Origin of the sequence: Paenibacillus sp. MB22_1 (genome assembly GCF_047200555.1) — a bacterium.
GTDB lineage: Bacteria > Bacillota > Bacilli > Paenibacillales > Paenibacillaceae > Fontibacillus > Fontibacillus phoenicis.
The window spans coordinates 2033757-2058886 of record NZ_JBLADV010000002.1 but is presented as its reverse complement, the minus strand read 5'-3'; the positions used below and the strand labels follow the sequence as shown (position 1 = coordinate 2058886).

The following is a 25130-nucleotide window of genomic DNA, read 5'->3' as shown; positions in this document are numbered from 1 at the left end:
TATCAGTCCCCGTTGGAAGCCTGCAGCTTCTGCTTGGCTGTCTGAAGCCGAACCCGCACTTCTTCCTCCTGCTCGGCGTCAAGCGCCCGGTCGATCGCTTCCTCGGCCTCCTTGCCGCCGATTCGGCTCAGCGCCCAAGCTGCAGTTCCTCTTAGCTCTGGCCGCGGGTCATGAAGCAGTATATCTATTAATTTCGGCACGGACGCCGAATCTTTGAAGTTGCCCAGCGCGATGACCGCGTTGCGTTGGATCGGTTTTTTGCCCCTCCAAGCTGCAGCGCTGTCACCAAAACGTTCTTTAAACTCACGGTTACTTAAGTCCAGCAAGGGGAGTAACAGCGGCTTAACCGTTTCGGGATCAGGGGCCAACTCCGGCCGATGATTCCAAGACTTTCCTTTATTTTTCGGGCAGACAATCTGGCAAGTATCACAACCATAAAGGCGGTTGCCCATCTTCACCATAAATTCCTCGTCCAGAAAGCCTTTCGTTTGCGTCAAAAAAGAAATGCACCGCTGTGCGTTTAACTCCCCGGGACCCACTAACGCTCCCGTCGGGCACGCGTCGATGCATTTGGTGCACTCACCGCAATCCTCCTCCACCGGGGTGTCGGGAGGAAACGGAATATTGGTGATCAGCTCGCCGAGGTAAATCCACGAGCCCCACTTGGGGGAGATGATCGCGCAGTTTTTCCCCTTAAAGCCGATCCCTGCACGATCCGCCACCGCCCGGTCCACCAGGGCGCCGGTGTCGACCATGCTCTCGATCCGTGCTACGGGGACGCGCTCGCGGATGAAGGCTTCCAGCTTCGCCATCGCCTCGCGAAGCACCTGATGATAGTCCCGCCCCCAAGCAGAGCGGGCCAAGATGCCCCGCCGCTCGCCGGGCGCTGACTTCGGGGGATTCTCCAGCTTCGACGGATAGGCTACCGCGATGGATATCAATGAAGCCGGCTCCGTAAGCGACAATTCCGGGTACACCCGCTTGTCGAGATCCGGCTCCTCAAAGCCGGATTCATAGCCTTTATCGCGCCGGTCCTGCAAAATCGCCTTCAGCGACAAGAACGGATCCGCGCTGGCAAAGCCGATATCGTCGATCCCGAACTCCGCAGCTGCTTCCTGAATCTCCCGCTTCAGCTGCGCCCAGCGATTGTCTCCTTCCGGTAAACGCGTCATGCCGGTTTCCGCCATAGACATGTGTCCCCCTCCTTCCTGTTCATGTTGCCATAATGGTTGTCTGTTGTATTTTTTTACGAAGATAAACGCTTAATCGCTTCCCGTGCTAACTGGTCGCAATAATTGTTCAGCTCGTTGTCGCTATGTCCTTTGACCTTGATGTACTCCACCTTGTGAATGCCCATGAGCCGCCACAGCTCTTCCCAAAGATCGCGGTTCTCGACGGGCTGGTTCTTGCTGTTCTTCCAACCGTTCTTTAGCCAGCCGCGAATCCAGTTCTGCTGAAAGCAGTTGACCACGTAAGCGGAGTCGCTGTATACCTTAACTTGACAAGGCTCCTTTAATTGACTAAGCGCCGAAATGACCGCCTGGATTTCCATGCGGTTGTTGGTGGTCATTTTTTCGCCGCCGGACAGGTCCTTCCGATGCCCGTTAAACATCAGCACCGCGCCCCATCCCCCTGGACCGGGATTCCCGGAGCAAGCCCCGTCCGTATAAATCGTCACTTCCTTCACTGTTCATCCTCCCAAGCAAACGGCTTATAAACTACGGATCTTCGTAATCGGCCAAAAAACGAATTCGGCGCGGCCAACGATCCATTTCTCCTTCACGCTGCCAAAATAACGGCTGTCTTTGCTTCGTCCGGCGTGGCGGTTATCGCCCATCACGAAATAATGTTCGGCCTCCAGCTTCAGCTCCGGCATGTCGCCGTCCTCGATTACCGAGTCGGTGTATGGCTCGTCCAACGGCTGCCCGTTAATGAACAGTTGGCCGTCTCGCACTTCAACCGTATCCCCGGGAACCGCCACGATTCGCTTCACCAGAAAAGGCTTCCGGTCGGCATCCACACTAGGATCCTTCAGCACGACGATCTCACCGCGCTTCGGATGATGAAACCGATACACCAGCCTATCCACGAACAGCCGCTCCTGCTCTTCCAGGGTAGGCTGCATCGATTGTCCCTTCACCATGGATAAGTTAAAAACAAATAGGTTTAACAGCAGCATAATGACAAAGGCGATAACGATCGTCTTCAGCATCTCCCACAGTTCTGCGGCCCACCGCGGTTGCGTGGCTTCCGCTTGCAGCTCGTTAGCAGAGCGTTCGGGATCTGACGCTGCCTTTTGCTCCGAATCCATGACCGGTTCCATCCTGCACCTCATCAAAATTAAACAATCTATATAAATAGAAAAGCACATCCTTCACCCATTTGCAACGGATGGAAGATATGCTTCAACATTTCCCATTTCTGTCTTGGGAAGTTTCATCAATTGGATCCCGTCAGCGTCCGGGCTGCGATACCAAGCTTCTGGAAGGCTTCCAAAAACTTGCCTGCCCCATAGCCCATCGCCTCGTAGAGCGGCATGATCGCTTTATTGTGTTCATCTCCGGCGACCATAATCCGACGGACATTCCGCTGCTGGAACCGTTGTTCCATTGCGGTTACAAGGCTGCGTCCAACGCCGCGCCGGCGGTAATCAGGATGTACGGCCATGCGGTAGATACACCCCGTGTTCTGATCGATCGTCCCGATCAATACCCCTTTGATCTCTTCCTCGACTTCTGCAACCATAATCAGCTCAGAATCCCAAGAAAGTTGTCTGGCAAACGCGCACTTGGTGTCTTCGTAGCAATCCTCCGATAAGGCCAACTGCAATAGCTCCATCACTTGATTTACATCACTCAACTGAAAGGAACGAATAAGCATGCTAAGATCTCCCTTTTCTTCACGCAAGATAGGCCGATGTAAAACATAACCCCCCTGATTTACATCAACCGAATATTTGATTCCAGACAAAAACGAGAAAAAAACAGCTTTCTTGTCCATTAAACATGAAATCGGAATGTGGATAACTCAGGCCTGTGGATAACCCGCCATCGCACTACGGAATGCCTGTTTCAATGCGTTTTTGGAGCCGGGCTTTTAAGTCTTCTTACGTTCTGATGTGATCCTGCGTTTTTTTGCACAACCCAAAGAAGACCTGATTTTTACAGGTCGAAATGCCGTTATGGCCAGGGATGAATCGAACCGTTAGGCCGCATGTAGAGTCGGAATGAAGCTTATGGCCAATGCTCTGAGCTTTTGCTGCATCGCATCGACGATTCCAGCGAGCGTCGGATTCGGCGCAAGCCGGATATGCTGGTAGCGACCGGAGCCGACCACATTGCCGGGTACCCGGATCACCGCTCGGCGAATCGTTTGGACTTCGCACCGCTGCAAGGTTTCCGGCATCAGCGTCTGTTTGAACCAGACCATCACGTTGTAGGCAATGGCCTTGATCCAGCTGAACAGCAGGTTGCGGAGCATGGAATGTTGGCTGTTTTGTTCCACCGCATAACCTTCTTTCAATTCATCGATGCGATTCTCGATGTTGGCACGCTTGTTGTACGAGCGAAGCAGCATGAGCGGCTTGAGATCGGTATTGGTGACAATGGCTTGGAAGGAATAGGTCGTGAGAGCCATCGTCAATTGGCCATCGGTTGTACGCTCGGTTTCGTGGGCTTCCCGGTAGATGACACAGCGCCTGGCTTTCTCCCAGTTGGTAAGGAGAATCGGGATGTCGGCAGCAGCCCAACGATCATCCTCGTCTGCGAACGTAATGTGCTCTTCCTTTTCGTTCAGCGTCTCCCAAAAGGCGGGATGCTGCTGCAGATAAGCGATGGCCTTCTTGACGGTCGCTTTCTTCGGGAGCTTGAAGATGTACTGCCAGCCGCGTTCTTCGGCGTACGCCATGACAGCTTCGTCGGCAAAACCGCAGTCGGCCCGGATGCCTTCGACGATCCATTCCGGCGGCAGCATCGCTTCGACTTCTTTAACGAACGAGAGCAAATCCTTCATGCCGTTCATGTTGCCGGGATTCAGTTGCAAGTGGATCAGCTCGCCGCTTCCGGCGATGAAAGCAACCCGGATCTTGTACGAGGGACGTCCGTGGTAACGCGGATTGTAGCCGTTTGTCGCGCCTTCCTGCTCCCCGAACAGCGTGATGACCGTGTCGTCGATGTCGATCCAGACCAGGCGCTTTTCGCCCGTCCGCGCCTTATGTGCCAGCAAATCCCGGTTTAACGCGACAAGCTGAATCAGATGGCTCCAGGTGAGTTTGCCCAGGAAATTGCGAAAGGTGCTTTCGTCAGGAAAACGCTCGATGCCGGTAACGATCTGGTAACCAGGGTCCGACTGCAGGGCATTCATATGTGAAAAACGTGTGTGGCCGAGTAGCGCGCAGTCCAGCAGGTGATCGACGAGCTTTTCGGCCGTGTAGACACAGTTGGCTGTTTGTTCCAGATGAACGTGACTCTCGATAAGGGTGTCCAGACCGATGAGTTCCTTGAACCTGGCAAGGAACTGGAAGTTCCCGGCTTCCGTGACGGTGTTGTTGTCGAATGTGACCGGTCTCAACTTCTTCATGATCTGCTTGATTCGGCGACGCTCCGCAAGAATTTCAATTCGGCGTTCGCGGCGTGATTTTCGTTCTGGCGCATGGTTCGTTGCTTGTGGTACCATGTTGCTAGGGACACTTCCTCTCGTTGGTTATTCGTGGTGGTTTAACCTTTGACAAGAGGCTTGCAGTGTCCTGTTTATTTTGCAAAAAAATTGGCAACTTTTTATGACGAAAATGCCTTGTCACAACGTGAATCTCTCAGATTTTGGCTAGGCTACATTCCGAATTCATGTTAAACCATAGATATCTCCAGAATACATCAATTTTCTTCTGAAAGCGCTTTAAATTAAGCGGTTACAATTATGAACTTTTACAAACACCCCTGTCCTGACTCGAATTTATGCATATATTTTTATGTGCTGCCAATAATAGGATTGTTATGCGGGTGTTAACGGCGAGGAGGCGATGCCTTCGCTTAACACTCGGATGACAAAGCGGGATTGAATTATTAACGGGAGGTAAGAACAACCATGGCACATGAATTGCCTGCTTTGCCTTATCCGGCAAATGCACTGGAACCTTATATCGATGAACAAACGATGATCATCCACCATGATCGGCACCATAACACGTATGTCACCAACTTGAACGCCGCGTTGGAAAGCGCGCCGGAACTGCAGAGCAAAAGCGTGGAGGAGCTGATCTCCAACCTGGATGCCGTTCCCGAAAGCATCCGCACGGCGGTACGCAACAACGGCGGCGGTCATGCCAACCACAGCTTGTTCTGGAAGGTCATCGGCCCGGGCGGCGGCGGTGCGCCAACCGGTGCAGTCGCTGCCGCGATTGACAGCGATCTCGGCGGCTTCGATAAATTCAAAGAGGACTTCACAAAGGCGGCGACCACCCGTTTCGGCAGCGGCTGGGCATGGCTGGTCGTTGGCAAGGATGGCAAGCTTGCCGTCACTAGTACGCCCAACCAAGACAGCCCGCTCTTCGAAGGCTTAACGCCGATTCTTGGCCTGGACGTATGGGAGCACGCGTATTATTTGAAATATCAAAACAAACGACCGGATTACATCGCGGCGTTCTGGAACGTTATCAACTGGGACGAAGTGAACCGTCGGTATGAGGCTGCGAAAAAATAACGCTGCGTTCACGACAAACGAAGGAGGATACATCTATGGCAGAGCAAAAGCGTAAATTGACGAATGACCCGGGGGAGCTTCTCGCCGCTAAACACGCGGAGGACGCGCATAAGCAGCAATTCACGAATTTCGCCCACAGCGTCACCGGCGGCGGAGCCACCCCCGACCTCGGCAAAGTCTCGGACGAGGAGCACCGCGAACCCGACACCCAGAACCATATGAAATCTGTGGAGAACCGTATGATGTAATTGCAAAAAAAGGAAGGCGCATGAGATGCGCCTTCCTTTTGTTGTGGTGTGGCGGCCGGATAGCGGTAAAAAGTACCGCTATTTTGTTCACGGATGGGGCTGTGCCGCAAATAGCGGTAATTTAGGGCCTTATCAGACCCGATTAGCGCCTCAACAATCGTTGGCGCTCGCAATAAGGCCAATTTTTACCGCTATTTACTCCCGGGGACGTGCTTCGCCGCAAATAGCGGTAATTTAGGGCCTTATCAGACCCGATTAGCGGCTCAACAAGCGTTGGTGCTCGCAATAAGGCCAATTTTTACCGCTATTTACTCCCGGGGACGTGCTTCGCCGCAAATAGCGGTAATTTAGGGCCTTATCGGGCCAGATTAGCGCCTCAACAAGCGTTGGCGCTCGCAATAAGGCCAATTTTTACCGCTATTTACTCCCGGGGACGTGCTTCGCCGCAAATAGCGGTAATTTAGGGCCTTATCGGGCCAGATTAGCGCCTCAACAATCGTTGGCGCTCGCAATAAGGCCAATTTTTTACCGCTATCCTTCTACGAAGACGTCGGCTAGAAGTAGACTTATTGACTTTTGGAGCTATCCTCCTAACGCACCCATCGTGCAAACAAGTTCCCCCTACCTCAAACCGCGCACTTCTATAAAATTAGTTAGTCTCTTACCCTTGTTTCACCGTGCTGTCCAGTCCCTTTAGCGCTCCACATGAACGTTCCATCCTGCACACCTTACAAACAAGCCGCCCAGTGTAATGGACTTCCTCGGCTAGGGGGTGGCCATATGTGAGGGGACTAGCCTACTGGGCAGTATAACGGTAAAAAGTACCGCTATTTTGCTTATGGGGATTGATCTATCCCTTTGATTCAGAACAATATTAACTTATTGCGTGTATCGCGTGCTGTTAGGCACCCTGCTTCCTGAAGGCTTCGGCGCATTAAGCGCCAAAGTACCCATTCAGAATACGCAGGAACACGTTCGGGAACGCCAGGTTATCCATATCTTCCCGAGTGATCCACCGGTACTCGGCTGCGGTGTCATCGGCGGCGGCCCCGGCGTCCGAGGCCTGTGGCCGGGCCGCCGAGTCGGCGCCGCCCGCCGCGTCATACGCCGCGGCGGTCTCGGCCACGGCCGCGGGCCCTACGCCGCGGCCGGCCGCCTCCATTGGAATCTCCGCGTCAAAACGAAACACGCGGAGATTCCAATGGATATGGCTGAACGTGTGCTCCGCGTTCAGCAACGCCCCGCCCGGCCGGGCGGGCACCCCGGCGGCGGCCAGTGCCGCCGCCAGCCGGTCCATCGCCGGGCCGTCGGGGAGGCCGGCGCCTTCGCCCGGCACGGCGTCGGCGGGGATGTGGGGCAGCTCCCACATCCGTGCGAGCAGCCCCGTGTCCGGCCGCCGGCGCACGAGCACGCGGCCGGCCAGCGCCCCGCCGCCTTCGACGAGGGCGGCGAGCCGGTACTCCGGCCGCGGCGGCTTCGCCTTGCTCTTGACCGGCAGGCGCTCCTCCGCGCCTTCGAGCCGGCCGGCGCAGCGGGCCATCACCGGACAGATCAGGCATTGCGGCGACTTAGGCGTGCAGACAAGCGCGCCCAGCTCCATCAAAGCCTGATTAAAATCGGAGGCCCGCCCTTCCGGGATCAGCTCCGCGGCCAGCTCCTCCATGAGGGTGCGTGTCCCAGCCTTCGCGACGTCTTCCTCGATGAGGAAGTAGCGCGACAGCACCCGCATGACGTTACCGTCCACCGCCGGTTCCGGGCGGTTAAAAGCAATGCTCAAGATCGCCCCGGTCGTATACGGGCCAACCCCCTTCAAGGCGGATACCTCCGCCTTGGTATCCGGCACGATCCCTCCGTGCCGCTCCATCACCTGCTTGGCCGCGGCCTGCAGATTGCGGGCCCGCGAATAATAGCCAAGGCCCTCCCAGCATTTCAGCACCTCTTCCTCCGGCGCCTCTGCCAGATCCCGAATCGTCGGAAACCGCTCGATAAACCGCTGAAAATACGGAATCACCGTATCCACACGCGTCTGTTGCAGCATAATTTCCGACACCCAAATATAATAAGGATCGCGATGCCTGCGCCAAGGCAAGTCCCGCTTCGACCGCTCATACCAACTAAGCAGTTCTGTACTGAAAAATACCCGTGTTTCCCTGTTTCCCCGCATCCTGCTCTCCTTCTATTCCACGCGTTCCACCACGGCAAAGGCCGAAGCCAGTTGCCGCTCATGCGTAATGCTAAGATGTATGGTATACCCGCTGCCCTCCGGTCGGCCGACACCAGACAGACCAAGTCGTTCCCAGGCTCCCGGCGTCAGCGTCACAAACGGTTTCCCGTGCGCATCGGGCAAAATCTCGATATCAGTAAAGCTTAGCACCTGACCGATGCCACAGCCAAACGCCTTGCTGACTGCTTCCTTCGCCGCAAACCGCCCCGCCAAGAACTCCGCCGGTCGGGCAGCTTGTCCAGGCAGCTCCAGCTCCGCCACGGTTAAGATCCGCCGGCGCAGCCGTTCGCCGATCGACTTGTTTAACAAGCGCTCCATGCGCTGGATTTCGACGATGTCATGTCCGATTCCGAAAATCAACAGGCAGCCCTTCTTCCTTCAAAAACTTCTCTCCATGCGCTCCGTCCGAGTCAAGCCCATAAACGTTCGCTTCCCCCATTGTAGCAGGGAACGGGGGGAGGCGCGAGTCTTGCCACAGGGATTGACAAATCACCGGCCAAACGGGAGACAAGCGGCACTGCTCCTCCCCTTCCCCTATGCTATACTGAAGCTAGCTTATCTTCCCAACCGCAAGAATGATCAAGAAGCCAATTTTTAGGTCCGCTATACTTGAACCATAGACCGGTCTGGAGGCAGTTATGAATCAAATCAACACCATTCAAAAAAGCATCGATTATATCGAAGAACGGCTAGGCGAGGGGCTCACGTTGGCTGAGGTGGCCAAGGCGATGTTTTACTCGGAATACCATTTTCATCGCACGTTCCTGTTTTTCGTCGGCGAGACGATGACGTCTTATATCCGAAAGCGCAGATTGTCTCTAGCAGCCGAACTCCTGGCACATTCAGATCTGAAGATAGTCGACATCGCGCTGCGCTGCGGCTTTGGTTCCCATGAGGCCTTTACCCGGGCCTTCCGGAAAATGTACGGAATCCTGCCTACGGAATGCCGCCGCCGCGGCCGCCCGCCATACCTGGTACCCAGGGCCAATCCGCTTCGAGATTTCGTTGCTCAAATTACTTATGATTGGGGAGAGTATGTCATGCAATACCGTATTGAACAGATTCCAGCTAAGCGCATCCTGGGTTTCGCAATCCAAACAACCACGGAGGATGGACAAAATCACAAGGACATTCCAGCGTTCTGGCAAAAATATATGCATGAACAATGGGGCTCCCGCGTCCCCGGCAAACTCCATCCAAATGTTGAACTCGGCGTCTGCACCGCCCTCGATGAAGACGGCACGTTCCGCTATATCATCGGCTTTGAAGTCGACGAAACAACCGAGGTTCAGGAAGGACTCACCGAGTATCGGGTCCCAGCGCAAACCTATGCGATCTTCACCACTCCGCCAGCAGGTGAAGCCGATTTCTCCTCGTCCATTCAGCAGACATGGGACGAAATCTTTACGAGCTGGTTCCCGACGTCCGGCTACGAGCAAGTGGCTGCGCCCGATTTTGAATGGTATGATGAACGCTGCTGGCCGAAGGAAGGTAAACAGATCGACATTTATATCCCGGTTCAGCCATCCGGAGCAAAGGCGTAACCCCGTTGCCCCCAACATCATAGTAACCCGCAACAAAAAGAAACAACCCGGCTCCACCCAACGGAGAACCGGGTTGTTTTGTTATTCGTAACGCAGCGATTCGATAGGGTGCAGCTTGGAGGCTTTGTTGGCTGGGTACAAGCCGAAGAAAATACCCACCGCAGCCGAAAATCCAAAGGCCAGCAAAATCGCCCAAATCGAGATGACAAACGGCCACCCCGAGATCAAAGCGAACACCCAGGCCGCCAATAACCCTAACAGGGCGCCAATCGTGCCCCCGATAAACGAGAGGATGACCGCTTCGATCATAAACTGGAGCATGATCGTCCCCGGCGTCGCGCCAATCGCTTTGCGGATCCCGATTTCCCGGGTCCGTTCCGTGACGGAGACCAGCATGATGTTCATGACCCCGATCCCCCCGACAAGCAGGGAGATGCCGGCGATAGAACCGATGATCGTTTGCAGGATGGAGAACGTGCTTTTTATCATTTGTTCCGCATCCCTTGCCGATTCCGTGACATAAGCATCCTTGCTTACGTTTTTCCGGTCCGCAAGCCAGGACTTGACCGTCTCCACCGTTTCATCCATTCTCTCCGGCGATGTGGGCAGAATCTCGAGCATACTTAAGCGATCGCTTGCCCCTTCCCCGTCCAGCATAGCCGTAATCGGTGTGTAAGCGGAGTAACGCTCTCCGCCAAAGCTGCTCATGAGGCTCTCCTGCGCCTTGTACACCCCAACAATCCGGAACATCCCTCCGGATAATTGGATTTTCCGGCCGATTGCCCCTTGCGGGGAACCAAACGCTTTATTGGCATATTTGGCCTCAACTACAAGGATTTTTTGACGCGCCCGCTCCTCTTGTGAGTTAAAAAACCTGCCCGCCACCACATCGATTTTCTGCATTTTAGGCGAATCCGAGGTCGTCCCAGTGATACTAAATTGCAGCTCTTCCTTCTTAAGCTTACCGGTCATCCCATAGGAAGACGACGACGAAACGTAACGGACCCCCGGGAGCTTACGAATCTCTGCCAATTCACGCTGCCGGAAATAGGTATTGTCCTCGGGTTCTCCGTTGTTATAGTTCGGATAGATCAGAAAATACCCATCCTCATAGTTAGAAATCTCCGACATAATCGAGCTTTGTCCAGCCTGGCCAATAGACACAACCGTGACCACCGCAGCGACGCCAAAAACGATGCCGATCATCGTCAGGAAGGAACGCAGCTTGTTCATTCGGAGATTGTCCAGGGCAACAAGGATGCTCTCCCAAATGCTCATCCGCCAACACTCCCTTTACGCTTGTCGCTTAGGATCCGTCCGTCCCCAAACGTGATGATCCGGTCGGCATGCTCGGCGATGTCCGGTTCGTGGGTAACGAGCACGATCGTCGTCCCTTCGGCGTGAATTTCTTTGAACAAATCCATGATTTCATAGGACGATTTCGTATCTAGGTTCCCGGTAGGCTCATCGGCCAGCAAGATCGGTGCGTTCATCGTCAGCGCCCGGGCGATCGCCACCCGCTGTTTCTGACCGCCGGAAAGCTCGTTTGGGCGGTGCTTAACCCGTTCAGCCAGCCCAACCCTGCGAAGCAGCTCAAGTGCCCGCTCGTTGCGCTTCTCCCGGGGGATGCCGGCGTACATCATCGGCAGCGTGACGTTTTGCAGCACGGTTTGCCGGCCCAGCAGATTAAAGCTCTGGAAAACGAACCCGATTTTCCGGTTCCGTACGCGTGCCAACTCCTCCTCGCTCAGCGACTCTACCGGAGCTCCGTCCAGCTCATAGCTGCCGGAGGTCGGGACGTCCAGGCAGCCGATAATGTTCATCAGCGTTGATTTGCCCGAGCCTGATGAGCCCATGATGGCCACGAACTCGCCTTTCTCGATGTGCAGATCAATGGGGGTCAAAGCCTGTACCTCAAGGGGACCGTTTTTGTATATTTTGGTGATGCCTTTGAGTGTAATCATTTCACCTTCACCTTAGCGCCATCCTGCAGCTTGTCGCCGCCTTCCACCACGACCAGATCGCCTGCGGCCGCCCCGGAGACCAATTCAATTTGATCCTCGCCTTCCTTCCCCGTTGTAACCGGCACCTTAACGGCAACACCGTCCTGAACCTTAAAGACGTATGCCTGCTCACCGTCGTACTGAACCGCGTCGATTGGCGCAAGAAGCCGCTCCTTATCGGGAATCTCCATCTCTACCGTGACGTTATACCCCGGACGAAGCTCCGGCGATACTTGATTCAGGCTGACTTCCATTTCCACCGACGTATCCTTGGATGTTGGATCGGTCACCCCCGCCGTAGGAGCCAAATACGAGATACTGCCCTCATAACTGTCCGAAAAAGCCTCACCGGTAACCACGGCCTTCATCCCTTGCTCCGCCTTGCCTGCATCCAGCTCATTCAGGTATGCACTTACTTTAAGCCGGCTCACATCGGCAATCGTTGCGATTTCGCTGCCTTCGGCCAGCATTTGACCTGCGTTTACCGCAAGTGAGGTGACAACGCCGTCGGCTGGGGCTAGCACCTGCTGATTGGCGAGCTGCTTCTCCAGGGATTGGATCGTCAGCTGACTGGAACGAATACGCAAATCATAGGTGGTAAGGTCCAACTCCTCCGGTTCGAGGTCCGGGTTTTCGAGACGCGCTTGCTTGAAGCTTTCAAAATGCTGCTTTTTGGCCGCCAGTCGTTCCGCTTCGGTCAATTGCAGATTAATCCGTTCCTTCTCCAGTTGCTCCCGCACTTGCTCCATGCTCAGCGTAAGGAGAACCTGTCCTTTCTTGACCGTATCGCCTGACTTCACCTTTACCGCTTCCACCAATCCGCTTGCCGGAGCGTACACCGAAGTCGTCTGTCCCGGCTCCAGCTTGCCGTTCGTGTAGATTTGCTCGACGATTTTGCCCATCTCTACGGCGGTAACCTTCACTTCAGTTGCCCGATTCAACCCAATCAGGTTGGCAACGACCAACGCGATGACCGCCAAACCGACGATGGCGCCCCAAAACCATTTTTTCTTCAACAAGTCCATCACCTATCCTGTTATGTATAATTCCGGACTTAAACCAGCAACAGCGATCCCAGCGATAACACGAGCCATGCTACAATAATCCAACCTGCCACCGTTTTGTAAGGCCGTTTCATCATGACCGAAGAGCCGATAATATACAGTACGAGCCCCCAAATCGAAAATGGATTGATCAAGGATAAGAACTGGTACATTGGGCTGGACTTATCGGAGATAAAGGCCCCCAAGCTCAGCGAAACATCCGTGACGGACTGCACGTCCATCGTCATGATCATAATTCCCGTGATCAAGCTGCCTAACAGCCCCGGCAGAGCGGAATAAGCAGCGATGGAAACAAACTGCATGTATTTGCCTTCACCGCGCACGACTAAATTCAGCAGCAACAACAGCAGGCCTGTCACGAAAATCGTGATAATCGGCATCACTACGCCCATCACGTAAGCAGACGTCTTCGCTGTCGCCATAAACGTCGCCTGCATCGCGGCATCCAACTGTTGACTTTGGATCTGCCGTTGAAATTCCTTCTCCAGCACCGGCATCTGCATGTAGATCACGACAACGGAGACAAGGATCATCACCGCAAGCGCAAAGAGCCAAGCGGTCTTACTCTCCCGCACCCGCCTAAACGTTTCCACCGGAGCTGTAAAAATCGTAAATACGTTTTTCATAGAAACTCCCTCCTCCTCCTCCTCAAATCTCCCAACATCATTCCATTTCATATAAAATGTAAGACTAGAATTATGTTATATATACGAACAAAGTCGCAAAGAGATTCAAGTTAGGCCCAATTTACAACTCATGCTAGAGCTCGTGAACACCACATCCATAGGAAGCTCGCTAGGTTTCCCTGCCATTATACCCTCCTGTCCCATTTCCGCCACAGACTAGGATCACTGCTGGACCTAAGCCCAAGCTCACTCAAATTGTAAAAGATCGGCGTCCCTTTACGTCCCCTGGCGTCCCTTGGCTTCCCCTGCCCCTTGGGCCCTTCTCGCGCGCCACTCTTTTCGCCATTATCCCTTTTGCTCAGAACGGGGGATCGGGGAAGGAGATCTTCTTGCTGCTCCACTTTGCACAATTATCCCTTTTGCTCAGAATTGAGAGATCCATGGACGGGAGTGAAATGAGGTCCCCGGGGAGCTGATCTTTCCTTTTCCATAAAGATAAGAATGACTTTCTGGGATTTTTTTCTTGTAAATAGAACGTATGTTTGGTATAATGAAAAAAAGAGAACATACGTGCGCATTTATTGAGTTAGAGGATTTGAATTGGAGGAATCGGACATGGAGTTAGGTATGAATTCGGAGCTGCTTCAACCTGTCAGCAGCCGTTTTCAAAGTGAGGCGGACTGCATTGAGGCGATCATCACTATGAAGTGGCCAAACGGATTTGTTTGCCCGCGCTGCGCTTATAGCGAGTGCACCCGCCTGTCCTCCCGACGCCTTCCTTTGTTTGAGTGCGGACGATGCGGCTATCAGGCATCGCCTTTGGTCGGCACGATTTTTGAAAGAACCCATCTGCCCCTTGTGAAGTGGTTTCGAGCCCTCGAATTGTTCCTGCTTCCCGACGGCATCTCGGCGCTGCGGTTGAGTCAGGTCATTGAAGTTACCTACAAGACCGCTTGGCTCATGCTGCACAAAATCCGTCATACCCTCGGCGAATGCGATGCCCGGGAACTGCTCTCTGGAGACGTGAAGGTAAACTGCGATCAGTATGCGTATGATTCGTCGCGTTATCATCCGGCTGCTCAGCCATATGCCACCGCGGTTGTAGCCGGCTGCACGGTCACGGAATATGGCGAGCCGGAGCGGGTGAAGATCCAGCTGATATCGCATAAAAGAGGACAACGTGCCGACCGGCATGATCTCGCCGCGTTCATCCATGATCATATCGATGTCCATACCTCCACCGTTCAGTCGTTCCATTTGGCTTATCGGCTGTATTTGCCTTTGCGTAAAGAAGTAAGAGCGGCGTGGAACTCGCTTAAGCGCACGTATATTGCCTTGGGGCTAACACATTTGCAGGCGTATTTGAATGAATACACCGTCCGCCGCCATCTGCGCATGTCCCCTTCCGAGGAAGAAATGCGTCATAATATGCTTCAGATGTGCGTGTCCATTCCAGCGATCCCTTACCGCCAATTAATCGCAAGTCATCAGAACGCACACCATAAGAAGCCGTTCTTTGCAGCAGCCGCGTAAATCGAAGTGTTAATCGAGCCGCTAATCAAGCTACTAATCGAGATACTAAGAGGCTACTAAGAGGCAATGATAGAAGTGCTAATCGGAATGCTGAAAAACACAAATTAGGAGCCTCCCACCTGACTTTCGTAGCTCAGCTGATCGACCATTCACATGATATCCATACTAATGCGCATTGTGGGGATGTATCCGTACAAGGCGGTGTTGACGTAGTTTATCCATATAATACGTGTTGACGTAGTTTTTATCCGTATAAGGCAATTTGCAATAAGGCTTATTTGCGATAAGGCGTGTTTGCGAAATATGTCCGTACCGGGGTTTTGTCGCAAATTATATCCTGCCCATCGAAGTTCTCGCAGCATCTTTTTTGCTATTGGACGTGTTCCCTTCCTTCTTATTTCCCACGAGCTGATTCAACGGGATAATCATCAAAAAGGGGGCGGCAGAGAGACGATGAACGATGAACGATGAACACTGTTCCCCCTGTCGCATATAACCGTACTTATCGTTTTTCTTGCAACATCTTACTTCTACCGTGCATATTTGCTTCTTTCTCTCACTCACTGCCTGATGCAACGGGATAATCATAGAAAGAGAGCGGAAAAAGTACTATGTTACCCTAGAAAAAAGCGGGCTCCGGGCAGCTTGCCCGGGCCCGCGTCTATCATCTATGTGTTAATTAAATGCCCGGGATTGGGCTGCGCTTGTGCTCGGTTTTGCGGTAGAAGGCCTCCAGGCGCTCTTGGACGGCCGGATCGATCTGCTTGCCTTCCAGATAATCGCTGTTATCTTCGTAGCTGATTCCGAGCTCCTTCTCGTCTGTTTGCCCTTCCCACAGGCCGGCGGTTGGCGCCTTGTCGATCACGCTTTGCGGCACGCCGAGGCGGACGGCAAGCTGGCGAACCTGGCGTTTGTTCAGCGAGCTGAGCGGCGTAACGTCAACGGCTCCATCGCCCCATTTGGTGTAAAAGCCGGTAATCGCCTCGGACGCATGGTCGGTGCCCACAACGAGCAGGTTCAGCTCAAAAGCCAGCGCATATTGCATGACCATCCGCGTCCGCGCTTTCACGTTACCTTTGCCTTGCGGGCTGAGGTGACGGGATTGCCCGATATTTTTCAAGCCGTGCTCGACTTCGAGGGCAATTTCGTCTACGGCTTCCTCAATATTCGTCTCTACCGTATGCTTAAGTCCAAACGCCTTGGCCACCTCGTAGCTGTGCTCGATGTCCTCCTGCTTCCCGTATGGCTGGAACACGCCCAACGTCATGTACGGTTGGCCGGTTTCCTGCGTCAGCTCGTCCGTCGCCCGTTTACACAAGCCGGTGGTTACTGCGCTGTCAATCCCGCCGCTGATCGCGATTAATAGGCCGGTCGTGCGCGCCGCTTTGACCTGCTCCTTCAAAAAGTCGACCCGCCGGCGAATTTCCTCATCCACGTCAATGACGGGTTTAACCCCAAACCGCTTAATGATTTCCTGCTGCAAACTCATCTAAATCCCTCCACATCCAAGATATAACACCTTATGTAAGTAGTATGCCCTAAATCGAAAAACGCCCCGAACCATCCAGACAGGCTGGATGGCGGGGCGAAAGCAACTGTCAGATCAGCGGCCATTCGTCGGCTGCAGATTGCGTCGCTGGATCAGCTTAAGGATCGTCTGTCGCCAGGTCGGCAGGCAGATTAGATGCTGCTTCATCCGCTGGCGGAACGGCTGGCTGCTACAAGGTCAGCTGGCTGATCCGCTGCTGCTATCAATCGGAGATCGCTACAGCTTACCGGCAGAAGCGGTCAAACGCGCTGGTCAGATCAGCGGCGATTTCTTCAGCCGAACGGTCTTCAATTTGGTGGCGTTCGATGAAATGGACGAGCTCGCCGTCCTTCATCAATGCGATCGAAGGCGAAGAAGGCGGATACGGTGCGAAGTATTCGCGTGCTTTCGCCGTTGCTTCTTTATCTTGACCCGCAAACACGGTAAACAGGTGGTCCGGTGTCACGTCATGCTGCAACGCCTTCGCTACGCCCGGGCGGCATTGTCCCGCTGCGCATCCGCAGACGGAATTGACAACGACCAGCGCAGTCCCTTTCGCGTTTGGCAGCTTCTCTTCTACTTCCTCCGGCGTACGCAGCTCTTGAATCCCCAGCACGGTTAATTCGTCTCTCATCGGTTGTACCATGTCTCTCATATATTGGTCAAATGACATCGACATTACCCATCACTCCTTATGCATAATCACATGGCTCTATTTTGAGCTCTCGCAATCGCCTCGCTCTTAGCCAGATTAATTTAATTATACATTCATAGGGAAGGAAAGCAACTCTGCCTATCGACGTCAAATGGCCCAACCCCGGCTTAGGAGAGTGGAAAAAGAACGGTAAAAGTTGTGCCTTGACCCTCTGTCGAATCGACGGTAATTTTGCCACCGTGGCGTTCGACGATGCTAAGGCATAACGCCAGCCCCAGCCCTGTTCCCTTCGCTTTTGTCGTGAAAAATGGCTCGAACAGCTTCTCACGTTGCCCGGAAGGAATCCCGGGTCCTGTATCGCTGACCACCAGCAGTCCACCCTGATCGGTCACTCTGGTCTCAAGCGTAAGCTGCCCTTTCTCAGCCATCGCCTCCATCGCATTACGCGACAGATTTAAGATCAGCTGTTTAATCTCCTTGGCATTCAGCAACAATTCCGGCATGGAATCATCCAGCTTGACCTCGATCGTTTGGCCGCGAAGGTTCGCATCTGCCCAAAGCAACGGCGTCAGCTCCTTGATGATGTCGTGGAGATGGCATTTCTCACTTTCAACTGGACGATTCTGCGCCAGGGAAAGAAAATCATTGATGATGCCATTGGCCCGATCGAGCTCCTCCATCACGATCCGGTAATAATGATCAAGCGTTGGCGGGCTCTTCTCCCGCATGAGCTGCAGAAAGCCCCGCACCACCGCCATCGGATTGCGGATTTCGTGCGTGATCCCGGCAGCCATCTGACCCACCAGACTCAGCCGCTCCACATGGTTCAGCTCCATCCGCAGCGTTTCCAGTTCGGTGATATCCTGAACGATAGCTACCGCACCGATCACTTCGTTGGATTTGCTTTTTTGAATCGGAGACGTACTGGTAAAATAAATATGATTATCCGCTTTGATTAAGTCGGTCACTTTCGTTTGCCCTTCGAGCGACTGCTCGACTCGGGAGGCGATGGACTCAATCGGCACGCCGCTGAGCACATCGCTCAACCGGCGCAGCAGCAGATCCTCGCGTCGCGATTCGTTCGGCTCTTTTTGGTACGTCCGATAGAGTTGGAGAAACGTTTCATTTATCGATATAATATAACCTTGTTGATCCAGCAGTACGATACCTAGCGGAGCGGCGTCCATCATTTGCTGAAGCTTCTCCGCTTCGCGGAAGTATTCGCGCGACAGCTGCATCACTTGGCCGCGCAGCTTCTCCTTCTCCAAGGTGCTTTCGATCATGTAAACGAACAAGCTGCCGACCAGCATCGTCACTAACACATTAATGAATCCATTCGTTATAGCGTTGAGGTCTGAATGGAATGATCGGCTTCCGGTCAAAAATGGAGACATACCTATCATCGTCTCCCCGCCCATAAAGTAGAGAGAGAGGATGGCTACTTTGCCCTGGCGACCGGTTCTTTTGAAATAGCGGGAAGTGAGCAGAACAAAAGGATACAGGAGAATTCCCGTCTCCATGATAAACCCGATAAGGGTGTAATTTACTGCAAACAGAGGATGAAGGATGATCTGCAGCAGAGCCAAAGTAACCCCGTCCCGGAGCCGACCATACAGCATGAGAGCAAACAGGGGCAATATCCCGAAATTTAAAGGGGAAACTTCCCATAACCGCGAGGCAAAAATATCGCAAAGCAACATGCTGGTGAAGCAGGTATACATTAAGCCTACGGCATAGGGATGTCCCTCGGCGCTACGGTTGTTGTGAGGCCAGCAGCAATTTGTTTTCTCAAACGTCAACGGAAACAGAAAAGCAGGCAAACTGGCGATCAGCACTTGAAGCAGGATCTCTTTAACAACATCCACGTTCTCCCTCCTCTGGCGGAAGAATACAAAAATACGACTCTAGTTTCGATTAAATCATAGCCGACAAAGTTTTACAATAATTCATGGTTTATAAAATAGTAAGAATAGTACAAATAGAGAGGATATTACATGAAAAAAGCAGATGTCATCGTCATCGGCGGCGGCCCCTCCGGGCTGATGGCCGCCATTGCGGCAAGTGAGCAGGGTTCTAAAGTTCTTTTATTGGACAAGGGAGACAAGTTAGGACGTAAATTGGGCATCTCCGGCGGCGGAAGATGTAATGTCACCAATGCCAAGGAGCTGGACGAGCTCATCCAGTTTATCCCCGGAAACGGCCGTTTCCTCTACAGCGCTTTAACCACGTTCGGCAATAAGGATATTATCGCTTTCTTTGAAGGACTCGGGATTAGGCTCAAAGAAGAAGACAACGGGAGGATGTTCCCTGTCTCCGATAAAGCCAAGACCGTGGTAGATGCGCTGATCAACAAAGTACGCTCCCAAGGTGTTCAAATCCGGGTAAATAGCCCCGTAGCGGAAGTTCTTTACGACAATGGTCGAACCGTCGGCGTCAAGCTGAAAACCGGAGAAGTGCTGGAGAGCCATGCGGTGATTGTCGCTGTTGGAGGGAAATCCGTCCCGCAAACCGGGTCGACCGGTGACGGATATGCCTGGGCAGAGAAAGCCGGCCACACGATTACTGAACTTTTTCCAACAGAAGTTCCGCTCACTTCGAATGAACCTTTTATTCAAAGCAAGGAGCTGCAAGGGCTGTCCTTAAGAAACGTATCCCTTTCCGTATGGAATCCTAAGGGGAAGAAGCTGATCGAGCATCATGGCGACATGCTGTTTACGCACTTCGGGATTTCAGGACCAATTGCTTTACGGTGCAGTCAGTTCGTTGTCAAAGCTCTAAAGCAGTTCGGCACGGGGAATATTGAAGTTTCCGTTGACTTTACTCCCGATAAAAGCAAGGATGAAGTCTACAACGAAACGCTGAAGCTTGCTGAACAAGATCCCAAAAAGTCAATTAAAAACGTATTAAGAGCGTATTTGCCTGAGAAAATCATTCCAATCCTGCTGCAAAAAGCCGAATTAGATCCTCACCTGACTTACGCTCACATTCCGAAGCAAAAGTGGCTGCAATTCGCCCAGTTGGTTAAGCGTTTCCCGATTCGGGTCTACGGTACGTTATCGATTGAAGAAGCTTTTGTAACGGGCGGCGGCGTGAATATAAAGGAAATCGATCCTAAAACAATGCAATCGAAGCTGATGCCAGGACTTTATTTCTGCGGCGAAATTCTGGACGTACACGGCTATACCGGCGGATACAACATTACTGCTGCTTTCGCCACGGGGTATACCGCCGGCCGCAACGCAGCGCTGAGTATAGGGCGTTAACCGACCGGAACAACGAAAAAGGGACGCTGCGGGGTTTATCCCGCCTGCGTCCCGTTTGCCATCATTTAGACAGTTGTTCATCTAATCTTTCTGCCAGTTCGATGCGGCGAGCCGGCCTCAACGGCCGGCAGCTTCGTGTTGTACAGGTCCCGTGGATTCCCGGACGATCAGCTTGGGTTCCATAACGATTCGTTGTTTGATGTTGTCGCTCCCTTCGTCCGGCGAAGAGAGAAGCAAGCCAAAGGCCAGCTTCGCCATTTCGTCCGTCGGCTGGGCAATCGTGGTCAGCGTCGGGTTCGTGACCGTTGACAAAATCGTGTTGTCGAAGCCGATGATCGACAGCTGCTCCGGGACGCGGACGCCGCATTCCCTAGCCGCCTGCAACGCGCCGATCGCCAGCATATCGTTGCAGCAGAAGATGGCTGTCGGCGGATTGGGCCCGCGAAGCAGCATCGTCGTCGCCCGCTTGCCGTCCTTGATCGTGGATTGGCAGGCAACAATCCGCTCGTCGTCCAGCGTCTTGCCGGCCTCGAACAGCGCAAATCGGAACCCTCTCACGCGCTCCTTACTGCTGCTGAACTTGGCGTTCTCCAACAAGATCGCAACGTTCTCGTGCCCGAGCTGTAGAAGATGACCCGCCGCCAGCGAACCGCCTTTAAAGTCGTCCGTCAATACACGATGCACAGTGATATCCGGCGTCTCCCGGGCGATCATCACGATCGGAACGGAATTTTCGGACAGTTGCGCAATAATGTTGGCATTTTCAGCGCCGGTGCCGATCAGCAGGCCATCCACGCTTTTTTGTTCCAGAAGCTTGATGTATTTCTCGATGCGTTCGTCGTTATTATCCGTGCTGCATACAATGACGCTGTACCCTTCCTCATGGGCCATATCTTCCACAGCCCGGGCGATTTCGGAGAAGAACGGGTTCGACACATCGGGAATCAGCAGTCCCAGCGTATACGTCTTCTTCCCCATCAAAGCGGATGCGATGACGCTTGGCTTGTATTGAAGTCGGTCCATCACCTTAAAGATTTCTTCCCGCTTCTTCTTGCCCACGTTGCCTTTGCCGTTAATGACGTTGGAGACGGTCGCAATCGACACGCCCGCTTCCTTGGCAACGTCGTAAATCGTAGTCCCTTTCATAAACAACCTCATTCATTATCGGATAGTAGTCCGAGCGTTACCGCTCTCTATTGTGCTATTATCCGATGATTCATTTGCCTTTGCAAATGTTCAATCGGGTTGGTCAGTGTCAAGCTAGCGTGGGCAGTCATTTAAGATGCCTGGAACGCGAACCCCGAAGGAACCTCTTCCTTGTAAGCGCTTTGCTTCGTTCTTTCATCAAACACAAGTGATTTGTCAGAATTTTTTGCCGTTATCCGCGAAGTGCTTTGAGTGCCATACCCGTTGTGCTGCTTTGCTTCGGTCCTTGCAGCATGCGAATCATTCCAGCGATACAACCCTTGACCGGTTGCGTCACGTTCTTGAGCAATTGCCGCATGTTTATCGACTGCTGCGGCGTTGCCTGCTTACTCGCTTGTCCTTCAACCGTTCTTACCACCGTGCCCGCTTCTTGAATCCTCATCATCGTCCTCAGCATCGCCCTGACGCCTCGCTCACTCCAACTGTACCCGCCACGCTTCGTCCGCTTGGCGAATATACGCATCTGCGATTCCGCGCTTCCCATCGGGCGCATGCCGCTTGTGTCGATCCCCTTCGCCTGGAGTGTTTTTCGGTAGTCGTCCAAATGCTTCTCATGCCGCTTTAGAAATCTTTTATACGGCTTCCAATCCTTCCGGTTCTCTTCCGCTATCTCTTGCTCCGACACGCCTTCCAGGACCGCCATAAGCGCGGCTGCATCCTGTTTGGCCAAAGACCGTCTCACGGTCTCCCACACCTGCGGCAAATGACCGACAAAGCGTTTCAAATCACGCGCCACATGAAAGCGGTCCAGCATGTACAGACATTGGTGAAAGTAGGATGTACATTCCCCGATCCACGCCGCGCCGTCTCCGTTCACCACAAGCCACGTGTTCTCGTCGATTTCGTAACGCTCCACCAGAAAGTCCCCGAACCCTTCCCAGAAGTCGCCGCCGCTCGTATGCAGGTAATGCTGTTTGTTCTTCAGCTGTACCCGCTTGCCGTTCTTCTCCCAGCCTTCGTGTACGACTGCAATTGCGTTCTCCATCCCGCGCTTTTTGCTCCGCTGCAGCTTCGTGTACAGCCCATCCACTTCCACGAACAGCACGCGGGCAGCGCGCCGTTTCACCGCTGGCATCGGCTGTTGCGCACGCTCCATCAGTTTTTCCCTGATCGCTTGGTGGCTCAGCACATTGTAGCCCAAAAGCTGCTCCAGCCGCTTTGCGCTGTCCCGGTACGACGGTCCTTGGCTTGCGAATGCGATTGCTGTCTCTTCCAAATGCGGACTGACTTTCCCGCGCCCTTCGAATTGCAACAGCTGATCCAGCAGATACACGTGTTTGCCGCTTCTACGGTCACAGTACAATCTCCGCTTAAAGCGCACATTCCCGAACACTGTGTTGACGCTTGTTTCACGCTCGTCCTTTACTCGATAACGCTCTCGGTCCCGTTGCTCCAGGATCTGCTGATCCAGCGCCTCCAGTACCTGCTTCATCGCACGAGCGAATTCCTCCTGCATTTTCCGGAAAATCCATTGCTCAATCTCTTTCATCGTCGGCATTGTTGTGGTAAAGTGGCTCACAGGAGCTTCCTCCTTCTTGGTGTGTTGTGCGTCAAACATCACTTTACCAAGGGAGAAGCTCTTTTTCTATATCCGCTTTTTCCAATTCCTACACCCACAGAGATTTTACACTATCATCGGGTTGAGTCTTGCGCATGCCTGCCGGTTCGAGCGTCCATGCGTGGTCCGGGTCGTTGCGGATCTTCCAGGTGCGGACGGGACCGGCCATGACGTTGAGATAATAGACGTCGTAACCCGGAGGCGCAGACACCGGATGATAGCCCTTTGGCACGAGCACCGTCTCCCCATCCTTTATCGCCAGCGTTGAATCAAGCGAGCCGTCGTCCGTATACACGCGCTGAACGGCAAAACCTTGCGGCGGGTTCACCCGGTAATAATACGTCTCCTCCAGCAACGTTTCATCGGGCAGGGCATCCTGATCATGCTTGTGCGGGGGATAGCTGGACCAATGCCCCGGAGGCGTAAACACCTCGACAACGAGCAAGCTGTCCGCAGGCTTCTGTTCCGGCAAAATATGGTGAATATATCGCTGCGTCACCCCTTCTCCCCGGACTTCGCTGTCCATATCCTCTGGCCCGATCAGGCGAGCCGGATGGCCGCCATTCCGATCCGGCGCATGGCAGACCGCCAGCTCCAACTCGGTCACCGCTTCAATTTCGTACCGATTGCCGCCCGGCACATAGACCGCATACGGGGGAATGCGTTCAAATACGCTCATCCGCTCGCCAACCGCCTCCCACCGGGTCTCTGCCGTTGATACGTGGGCCTTCCCTTCCAAAATCACCAGGCAGTATTCCCGATCCTCTGTACTCCGTTCGATTTTCTCCCCAGGCTTCAGCCGGTACACGTCAAAGCCGACATAGCTCCAACCGGCGGATTCCGGCGTCACCGACAGCAGCGGGAGCTCGCCCGACGCTCCCTTGTCAGGACGAACGATTAGATTTGGCATTTTCTCATCTCCCTTCGCGTTCAGCATGGATCGATCCGGCCACATCCAGCTCCGACAGCTTGACGATCCGCCGTTCCTGAAGCGACAGCTTCGCTGCCCGAGCGATCCGCTCCGCCTGCAAGCCGTCCTCACCGTCAACCGGAACCGGTGTGCCGCTTAACACGCAGTCAATAAATTGCTGCGTCTCCAGGATGTACGCCTCGTTATAGCGCTCGAGGAAGAAGTATAACGGCTTATCGCTCTGCACGCCTGACGACGTGCTAAGCGCCACCGTGTTGGCGTAGTCGTTGTCGGCGTATGCCGCGCCAAGCGAGCCAAACGCTTCCGCACGCTGGTCATAACCGTACGCCGCTTGACGGCTGCAATCGATCACGCCCAACGCGCCGTTAGCAAAGCGCAGCGTCACGATCGCCGTATCCACATCGTCGTATTTCGCAAAAGCGGGATCGATCAGCACCCCGCCGTGCGCGGACACTTCCACCACCTCGCTGCCGGACAAATAGCGCGCCATGTCGAAGTCATGGATCATCATGTCCATGAAGATGCCGCCGGATACCGCGATGTAGGCTTCCGGAGGTGGACTCGGATCGCGGGACGTAATTTTAATAAGATGTACGTCACCGATTGCCCCCGACTCGACATGCTCGCGGACGCGGCGGAAATTGTGATCGAACCGGCGGTTGAAGCCCACCTGCAGCTTCACGCCGGCACGGCGCACCTCCTCCAGCGCCTCCTCCGTCTGACGGATATCCATGCTGATTGGCTTTTCACAAAAAATATGCTTACCGTTTCTTGCAGCGCTCTTGATGAGCGGAACATGGCTGTCTGTGGACGAGCAGATGAATACCGCATCGATGTCAGGATGATGAATCATCGCGTCGCTGTCGTTCGTGACGAGCGGAATCTCCCTCTCCCGTGCCCACTTCTCCAATTCGGCGTCCGCATACAAGTCGCTGATCGCGATGACCTCTGCTTGCGGCAGTCTTTTGAGATTACCCACGTGAATTTTGCCGATTCTCCCGGCGCCGATGACGCCGATTCTTAATTTATCCATGTCGTTCCTCCCACTTA

At 53.7% G+C, this 25130-nt stretch carries 23 protein-coding genes; 5 read left to right on the top strand and 18 right to left on the bottom strand.

Annotated features, from left to right (window positions below):
* Window positions 1–2: 2 nt before the first annotated feature.
* The 5 genes from queG to ACL02P_RS21225 all read right to left on the bottom strand — a co-directional run bounded on the left by queG (window position 3) and on the right by ACL02P_RS21225 (window position 4674).
* The gene (gene queG / locus ACL02P_RS21245; protein WP_412838029.1) at window positions 3–1193 is read right to left on the bottom strand and encodes a tRNA epoxyqueuosine(34) reductase QueG; all 1191 of its coding nucleotides are present in this window, start codon (window positions 1191–1193) and stop codon (window positions 3–5) included.
* A 53-nt stretch (window positions 1194–1246) separates the two neighbouring features.
* Window positions 1247–1687: a ribonuclease HI gene (gene rnhA / locus ACL02P_RS21240; protein WP_009227070.1), complete on the bottom strand. Its 441-nt coding sequence runs from the start codon at window positions 1685–1687 to the stop codon at window positions 1247–1249.
* A 24-nt stretch (window positions 1688–1711) separates the two neighbouring features.
* Window positions 1712–2323, bottom strand: a complete 612-nt coding sequence (gene lepB / locus ACL02P_RS21235; protein ID WP_009227069.1) for a signal peptidase I — start codon at window positions 2321–2323, stop codon at window positions 1712–1714.
* Window positions 2324–2439: 116 nt separating this feature from the next.
* Window positions 2440–2880 carry a GNAT family N-acetyltransferase gene (locus ACL02P_RS21230; protein ID WP_028539405.1) on the bottom strand — a complete coding sequence of 147 codons (441 nt, stop codon included), beginning with the start codon at window positions 2878–2880 and terminating at the stop codon, window positions 2440–2442.
* Window positions 2881–3204: 324 nt separating this feature from the next.
* Window positions 3205–4674, bottom strand: a complete 1470-nt coding sequence (locus tag ACL02P_RS21225) for an IS1380-like element ISPaen1 family transposase (RefSeq protein ID WP_009225442.1) — start codon at window positions 4672–4674, stop codon at window positions 3205–3207.
* A gap of 408 nt (window positions 4675–5082) precedes the next feature.
* Between ACL02P_RS21225 and ACL02P_RS21220 the strand changes: the two genes are divergently transcribed.
* Window positions 5083–5697 (top strand): superoxide dismutase, encoded by a 615-nt coding sequence (locus ACL02P_RS21220; RefSeq protein WP_028539404.1) that lies wholly within the window; start codon window positions 5083–5085, stop codon window positions 5695–5697.
* A gap of 35 nt (window positions 5698–5732) precedes the next feature.
* A complete protein-coding gene (locus ACL02P_RS21215; RefSeq protein ID WP_333557488.1) occupies window positions 5733–5945 on the top strand; it encodes a hypothetical protein in 213 nt (70 codons plus the stop codon).
* A gap of 934 nt (window positions 5946–6879) precedes the next feature.
* On the opposite strand, the gene mutY is transcribed toward ACL02P_RS21215, so the two are convergent.
* Together mutY and acpS are read right to left on the bottom strand one after the other, a co-directional pair.
* Complete coding sequence (mutY, locus tag ACL02P_RS21210) at window positions 6880–8109, bottom strand: A/G-specific adenine glycosylase (RefSeq protein ID WP_260071315.1); 1230 nt, start codon at window positions 8107–8109, stop codon at window positions 6880–6882.
* Window positions 8110–8121: 12 nt separating this feature from the next.
* Window positions 8122–8529, bottom strand: a complete 408-nt coding sequence (gene acpS, locus ACL02P_RS21205) for a holo-ACP synthase (protein WP_260071314.1) — start codon at window positions 8527–8529, stop codon at window positions 8122–8124.
* A gap of 278 nt (window positions 8530–8807) precedes the next feature.
* Between acpS and ACL02P_RS21200 the strand changes: the two genes are divergently transcribed.
* Complete coding sequence (locus ACL02P_RS21200; protein WP_009227063.1) at window positions 8808–9713, top strand: AraC family transcriptional regulator; 906 nt, start codon at window positions 8808–8810, stop codon at window positions 9711–9713.
* An 81-nt stretch (window positions 9714–9794) separates the two neighbouring features.
* On the opposite strand, the gene ACL02P_RS21195 is transcribed toward ACL02P_RS21200, so the two are convergent.
* The 4 genes from ACL02P_RS21195 to ACL02P_RS21180 are packed head-to-tail and all read right to left on the bottom strand — an operon-like array spanning window position 9795 to window position 13406.
* Window positions 9795–10991 carry an ABC transporter permease gene (locus ACL02P_RS21195; protein ID WP_260071313.1) on the bottom strand — a complete coding sequence of 399 codons (1197 nt, stop codon included), beginning with the start codon at window positions 10989–10991 and terminating at the stop codon, window positions 9795–9797.
* On the bottom strand, window positions 10988–11677 hold the full coding sequence (locus ACL02P_RS21190; protein ID WP_009227061.1) for an ABC transporter ATP-binding protein: 690 nt from the start codon (window positions 11675–11677) through the stop codon (window positions 10988–10990). The genes ACL02P_RS21195 and ACL02P_RS21190 overlap by 4 nt, the downstream gene beginning before the upstream one ends.
* A complete protein-coding gene (locus tag ACL02P_RS21185) occupies window positions 11674–12741 on the bottom strand; it encodes an efflux RND transporter periplasmic adaptor subunit (protein ID WP_260071312.1) in 1068 nt (355 codons plus the stop codon). Before ACL02P_RS21185 ends, ACL02P_RS21190 begins: the two co-directional genes overlap by 4 nt.
* 29 nt (window positions 12742–12770) lie before the next feature.
* Window positions 12771–13406, bottom strand: coding sequence for a YIP1 family protein (locus tag ACL02P_RS21180; protein ID WP_157273559.1), 636 nt, complete (start codon window positions 13404–13406; stop codon window positions 12771–12773).
* A 615-nt stretch (window positions 13407–14021) separates the two neighbouring features.
* Here ACL02P_RS21180 and ACL02P_RS21175 point away from each other — a divergent pair.
* Window positions 14022–14939 (top strand): transposase, encoded by a 918-nt coding sequence (locus ACL02P_RS21175; RefSeq protein ID WP_412838028.1) that lies wholly within the window; start codon window positions 14022–14024, stop codon window positions 14937–14939.
* A gap of 679 nt (window positions 14940–15618) precedes the next feature.
* Here the strand turns inward: ACL02P_RS21175 and nadE are convergent.
* From nadE to ACL02P_RS21160, 3 genes are all read right to left on the bottom strand, one after another.
* Entirely contained in the window at window positions 15619–16428 is an 810-nt protein-coding gene (gene nadE, locus ACL02P_RS21170) for an ammonia-dependent NAD(+) synthetase (protein ID WP_009227057.1), read from the bottom strand.
* A gap of 283 nt (window positions 16429–16711) precedes the next feature.
* Window positions 16712–17146, bottom strand: a complete 435-nt coding sequence (locus ACL02P_RS21165; RefSeq protein WP_009227056.1) for a BrxA/BrxB family bacilliredoxin — start codon at window positions 17144–17146, stop codon at window positions 16712–16714.
* Between the two features lie 143 nt (window positions 17147–17289).
* Entirely contained in the window at window positions 17290–18987 is a 1698-nt protein-coding gene (locus ACL02P_RS21160; RefSeq protein ID WP_412838027.1) for a two-component system sensor histidine kinase NtrB, read from the bottom strand.
* A gap of 129 nt (window positions 18988–19116) precedes the next feature.
* Here ACL02P_RS21160 and ACL02P_RS21155 point away from each other — a divergent pair, with 129 nt between their 5' ends.
* Window positions 19117–20385 carry an NAD(P)/FAD-dependent oxidoreductase gene (locus ACL02P_RS21155; protein ID WP_009224096.1) on the top strand — a complete coding sequence of 423 codons (1269 nt, stop codon included), beginning with the start codon at window positions 19117–19119 and terminating at the stop codon, window positions 20383–20385.
* A 117-nt stretch (window positions 20386–20502) separates the two neighbouring features.
* On the opposite strand, the gene ACL02P_RS21150 is transcribed toward ACL02P_RS21155, so the two are convergent.
* The 4 genes from ACL02P_RS21150 to iolG form a co-directional block, all read right to left on the bottom strand.
* Entirely contained in the window at window positions 20503–21531 is a 1029-nt protein-coding gene (locus tag ACL02P_RS21150; RefSeq protein WP_412838026.1) for a LacI family DNA-binding transcriptional regulator, read from the bottom strand.
* Window positions 21532–21763: 232 nt separating this feature from the next.
* The gene (locus tag ACL02P_RS21145; RefSeq protein WP_080836672.1) at window positions 21764–23110 is read right to left on the bottom strand and encodes an ISLre2-like element ISTco1 family transposase; all 1347 of its coding nucleotides are present in this window, start codon (window positions 23108–23110) and stop codon (window positions 21764–21766) included.
* Window positions 23111–23198: 88 nt separating this feature from the next.
* Entirely contained in the window at window positions 23199–24059 is an 861-nt protein-coding gene (iolB, locus tag ACL02P_RS21140) for a 5-deoxy-glucuronate isomerase (RefSeq protein WP_412838025.1), read from the bottom strand.
* A gap of 4 nt (window positions 24060–24063) precedes the next feature.
* Complete coding sequence (gene iolG, locus ACL02P_RS21135; protein WP_260071800.1) at window positions 24064–25113, bottom strand: inositol 2-dehydrogenase; 1050 nt, start codon at window positions 25111–25113, stop codon at window positions 24064–24066.
* Window positions 25114–25130: the final 17 nt, after the last annotated feature.

Coding starts and splice junctions, on each gene's coding strand:
- queG (WP_412838029.1), bottom strand. CDS start 1,193: ATGTCTATGGCGGAAACCGGCATGACGCGTTTACCGGAAGGAGACAAT.
- lepB (WP_009227069.1), bottom strand. CDS start 2,323: ATGGAACCGGTCATGGATTCGGAGCAAAAGGCAGCGTCAGATCCCGAA.
- ACL02P_RS21230 (WP_028539405.1), bottom strand. CDS start 2,880: ATGCTTATTCGTTCCTTTCAGTTGAGTGATGTAAATCAAGTGATGGAG.
- ACL02P_RS21225 (WP_009225442.1), bottom strand. CDS start 4,674: ATGGTACCACAAGCAACGAACCATGCGCCAGAACGAAAATCACGCCGC.
- ACL02P_RS21220 (WP_028539404.1), top strand. CDS start 5,083: ATGGCACATGAATTGCCTGCTTTGCCTTATCCGGCAAATGCACTGGAA.
- ACL02P_RS21215 (WP_333557488.1), top strand. CDS start 5,733: ATGGCAGAGCAAAAGCGTAAATTGACGAATGACCCGGGGGAGCTTCTC.
- mutY (WP_260071315.1), bottom strand. CDS start 8,109: ATGCGGGGAAACAGGGAAACACGGGTATTTTTCAGTACAGAACTGCTT.
- ACL02P_RS21200 (WP_009227063.1), top strand. CDS start 8,808: ATGAATCAAATCAACACCATTCAAAAAAGCATCGATTATATCGAAGAA.
- ACL02P_RS21195 (WP_260071313.1), bottom strand. CDS start 10,991: ATGAGCATTTGGGAGAGCATCCTTGTTGCCCTGGACAATCTCCGAATG.
- ACL02P_RS21190 (WP_009227061.1), bottom strand. CDS start 11,677: ATGATTACACTCAAAGGCATCACCAAAATATACAAAAACGGTCCCCTT.
- ACL02P_RS21185 (WP_260071312.1), bottom strand. CDS start 12,741: ATGGACTTGTTGAAGAAAAAATGGTTTTGGGGCGCCATCGTCGGTTTG.
- ACL02P_RS21180 (WP_157273559.1), bottom strand. CDS start 13,406: ATGAAAAACGTATTTACGATTTTTACAGCTCCGGTGGAAACGTTTAGG.
- ACL02P_RS21175 (WP_412838028.1), top strand. CDS start 14,022: ATGGAGTTAGGTATGAATTCGGAGCTGCTTCAACCTGTCAGCAGCCGT.
- nadE (WP_009227057.1), bottom strand. CDS start 16,428: ATGAGTTTGCAGCAGGAAATCATTAAGCGGTTTGGGGTTAAACCCGTC.
- ACL02P_RS21165 (WP_009227056.1), bottom strand. CDS start 17,146: ATGTCGATGTCATTTGACCAATATATGAGAGACATGGTACAACCGATG.
- ACL02P_RS21155 (WP_009224096.1), top strand. CDS start 19,117: ATGAAAAAAGCAGATGTCATCGTCATCGGCGGCGGCCCCTCCGGGCTG.
- ACL02P_RS21150 (WP_412838026.1), bottom strand. CDS start 21,531: ATGAAAGGGACTACGATTTACGACGTTGCCAAGGAAGCGGGCGTGTCG.
- iolB (WP_412838025.1), bottom strand. CDS start 24,059: ATGCCAAATCTAATCGTTCGTCCTGACAAGGGAGCGTCGGGCGAGCTC.
- iolG (WP_260071800.1), bottom strand. CDS start 25,113: ATGGATAAATTAAGAATCGGCGTCATCGGCGCCGGGAGAATCGGCAAA.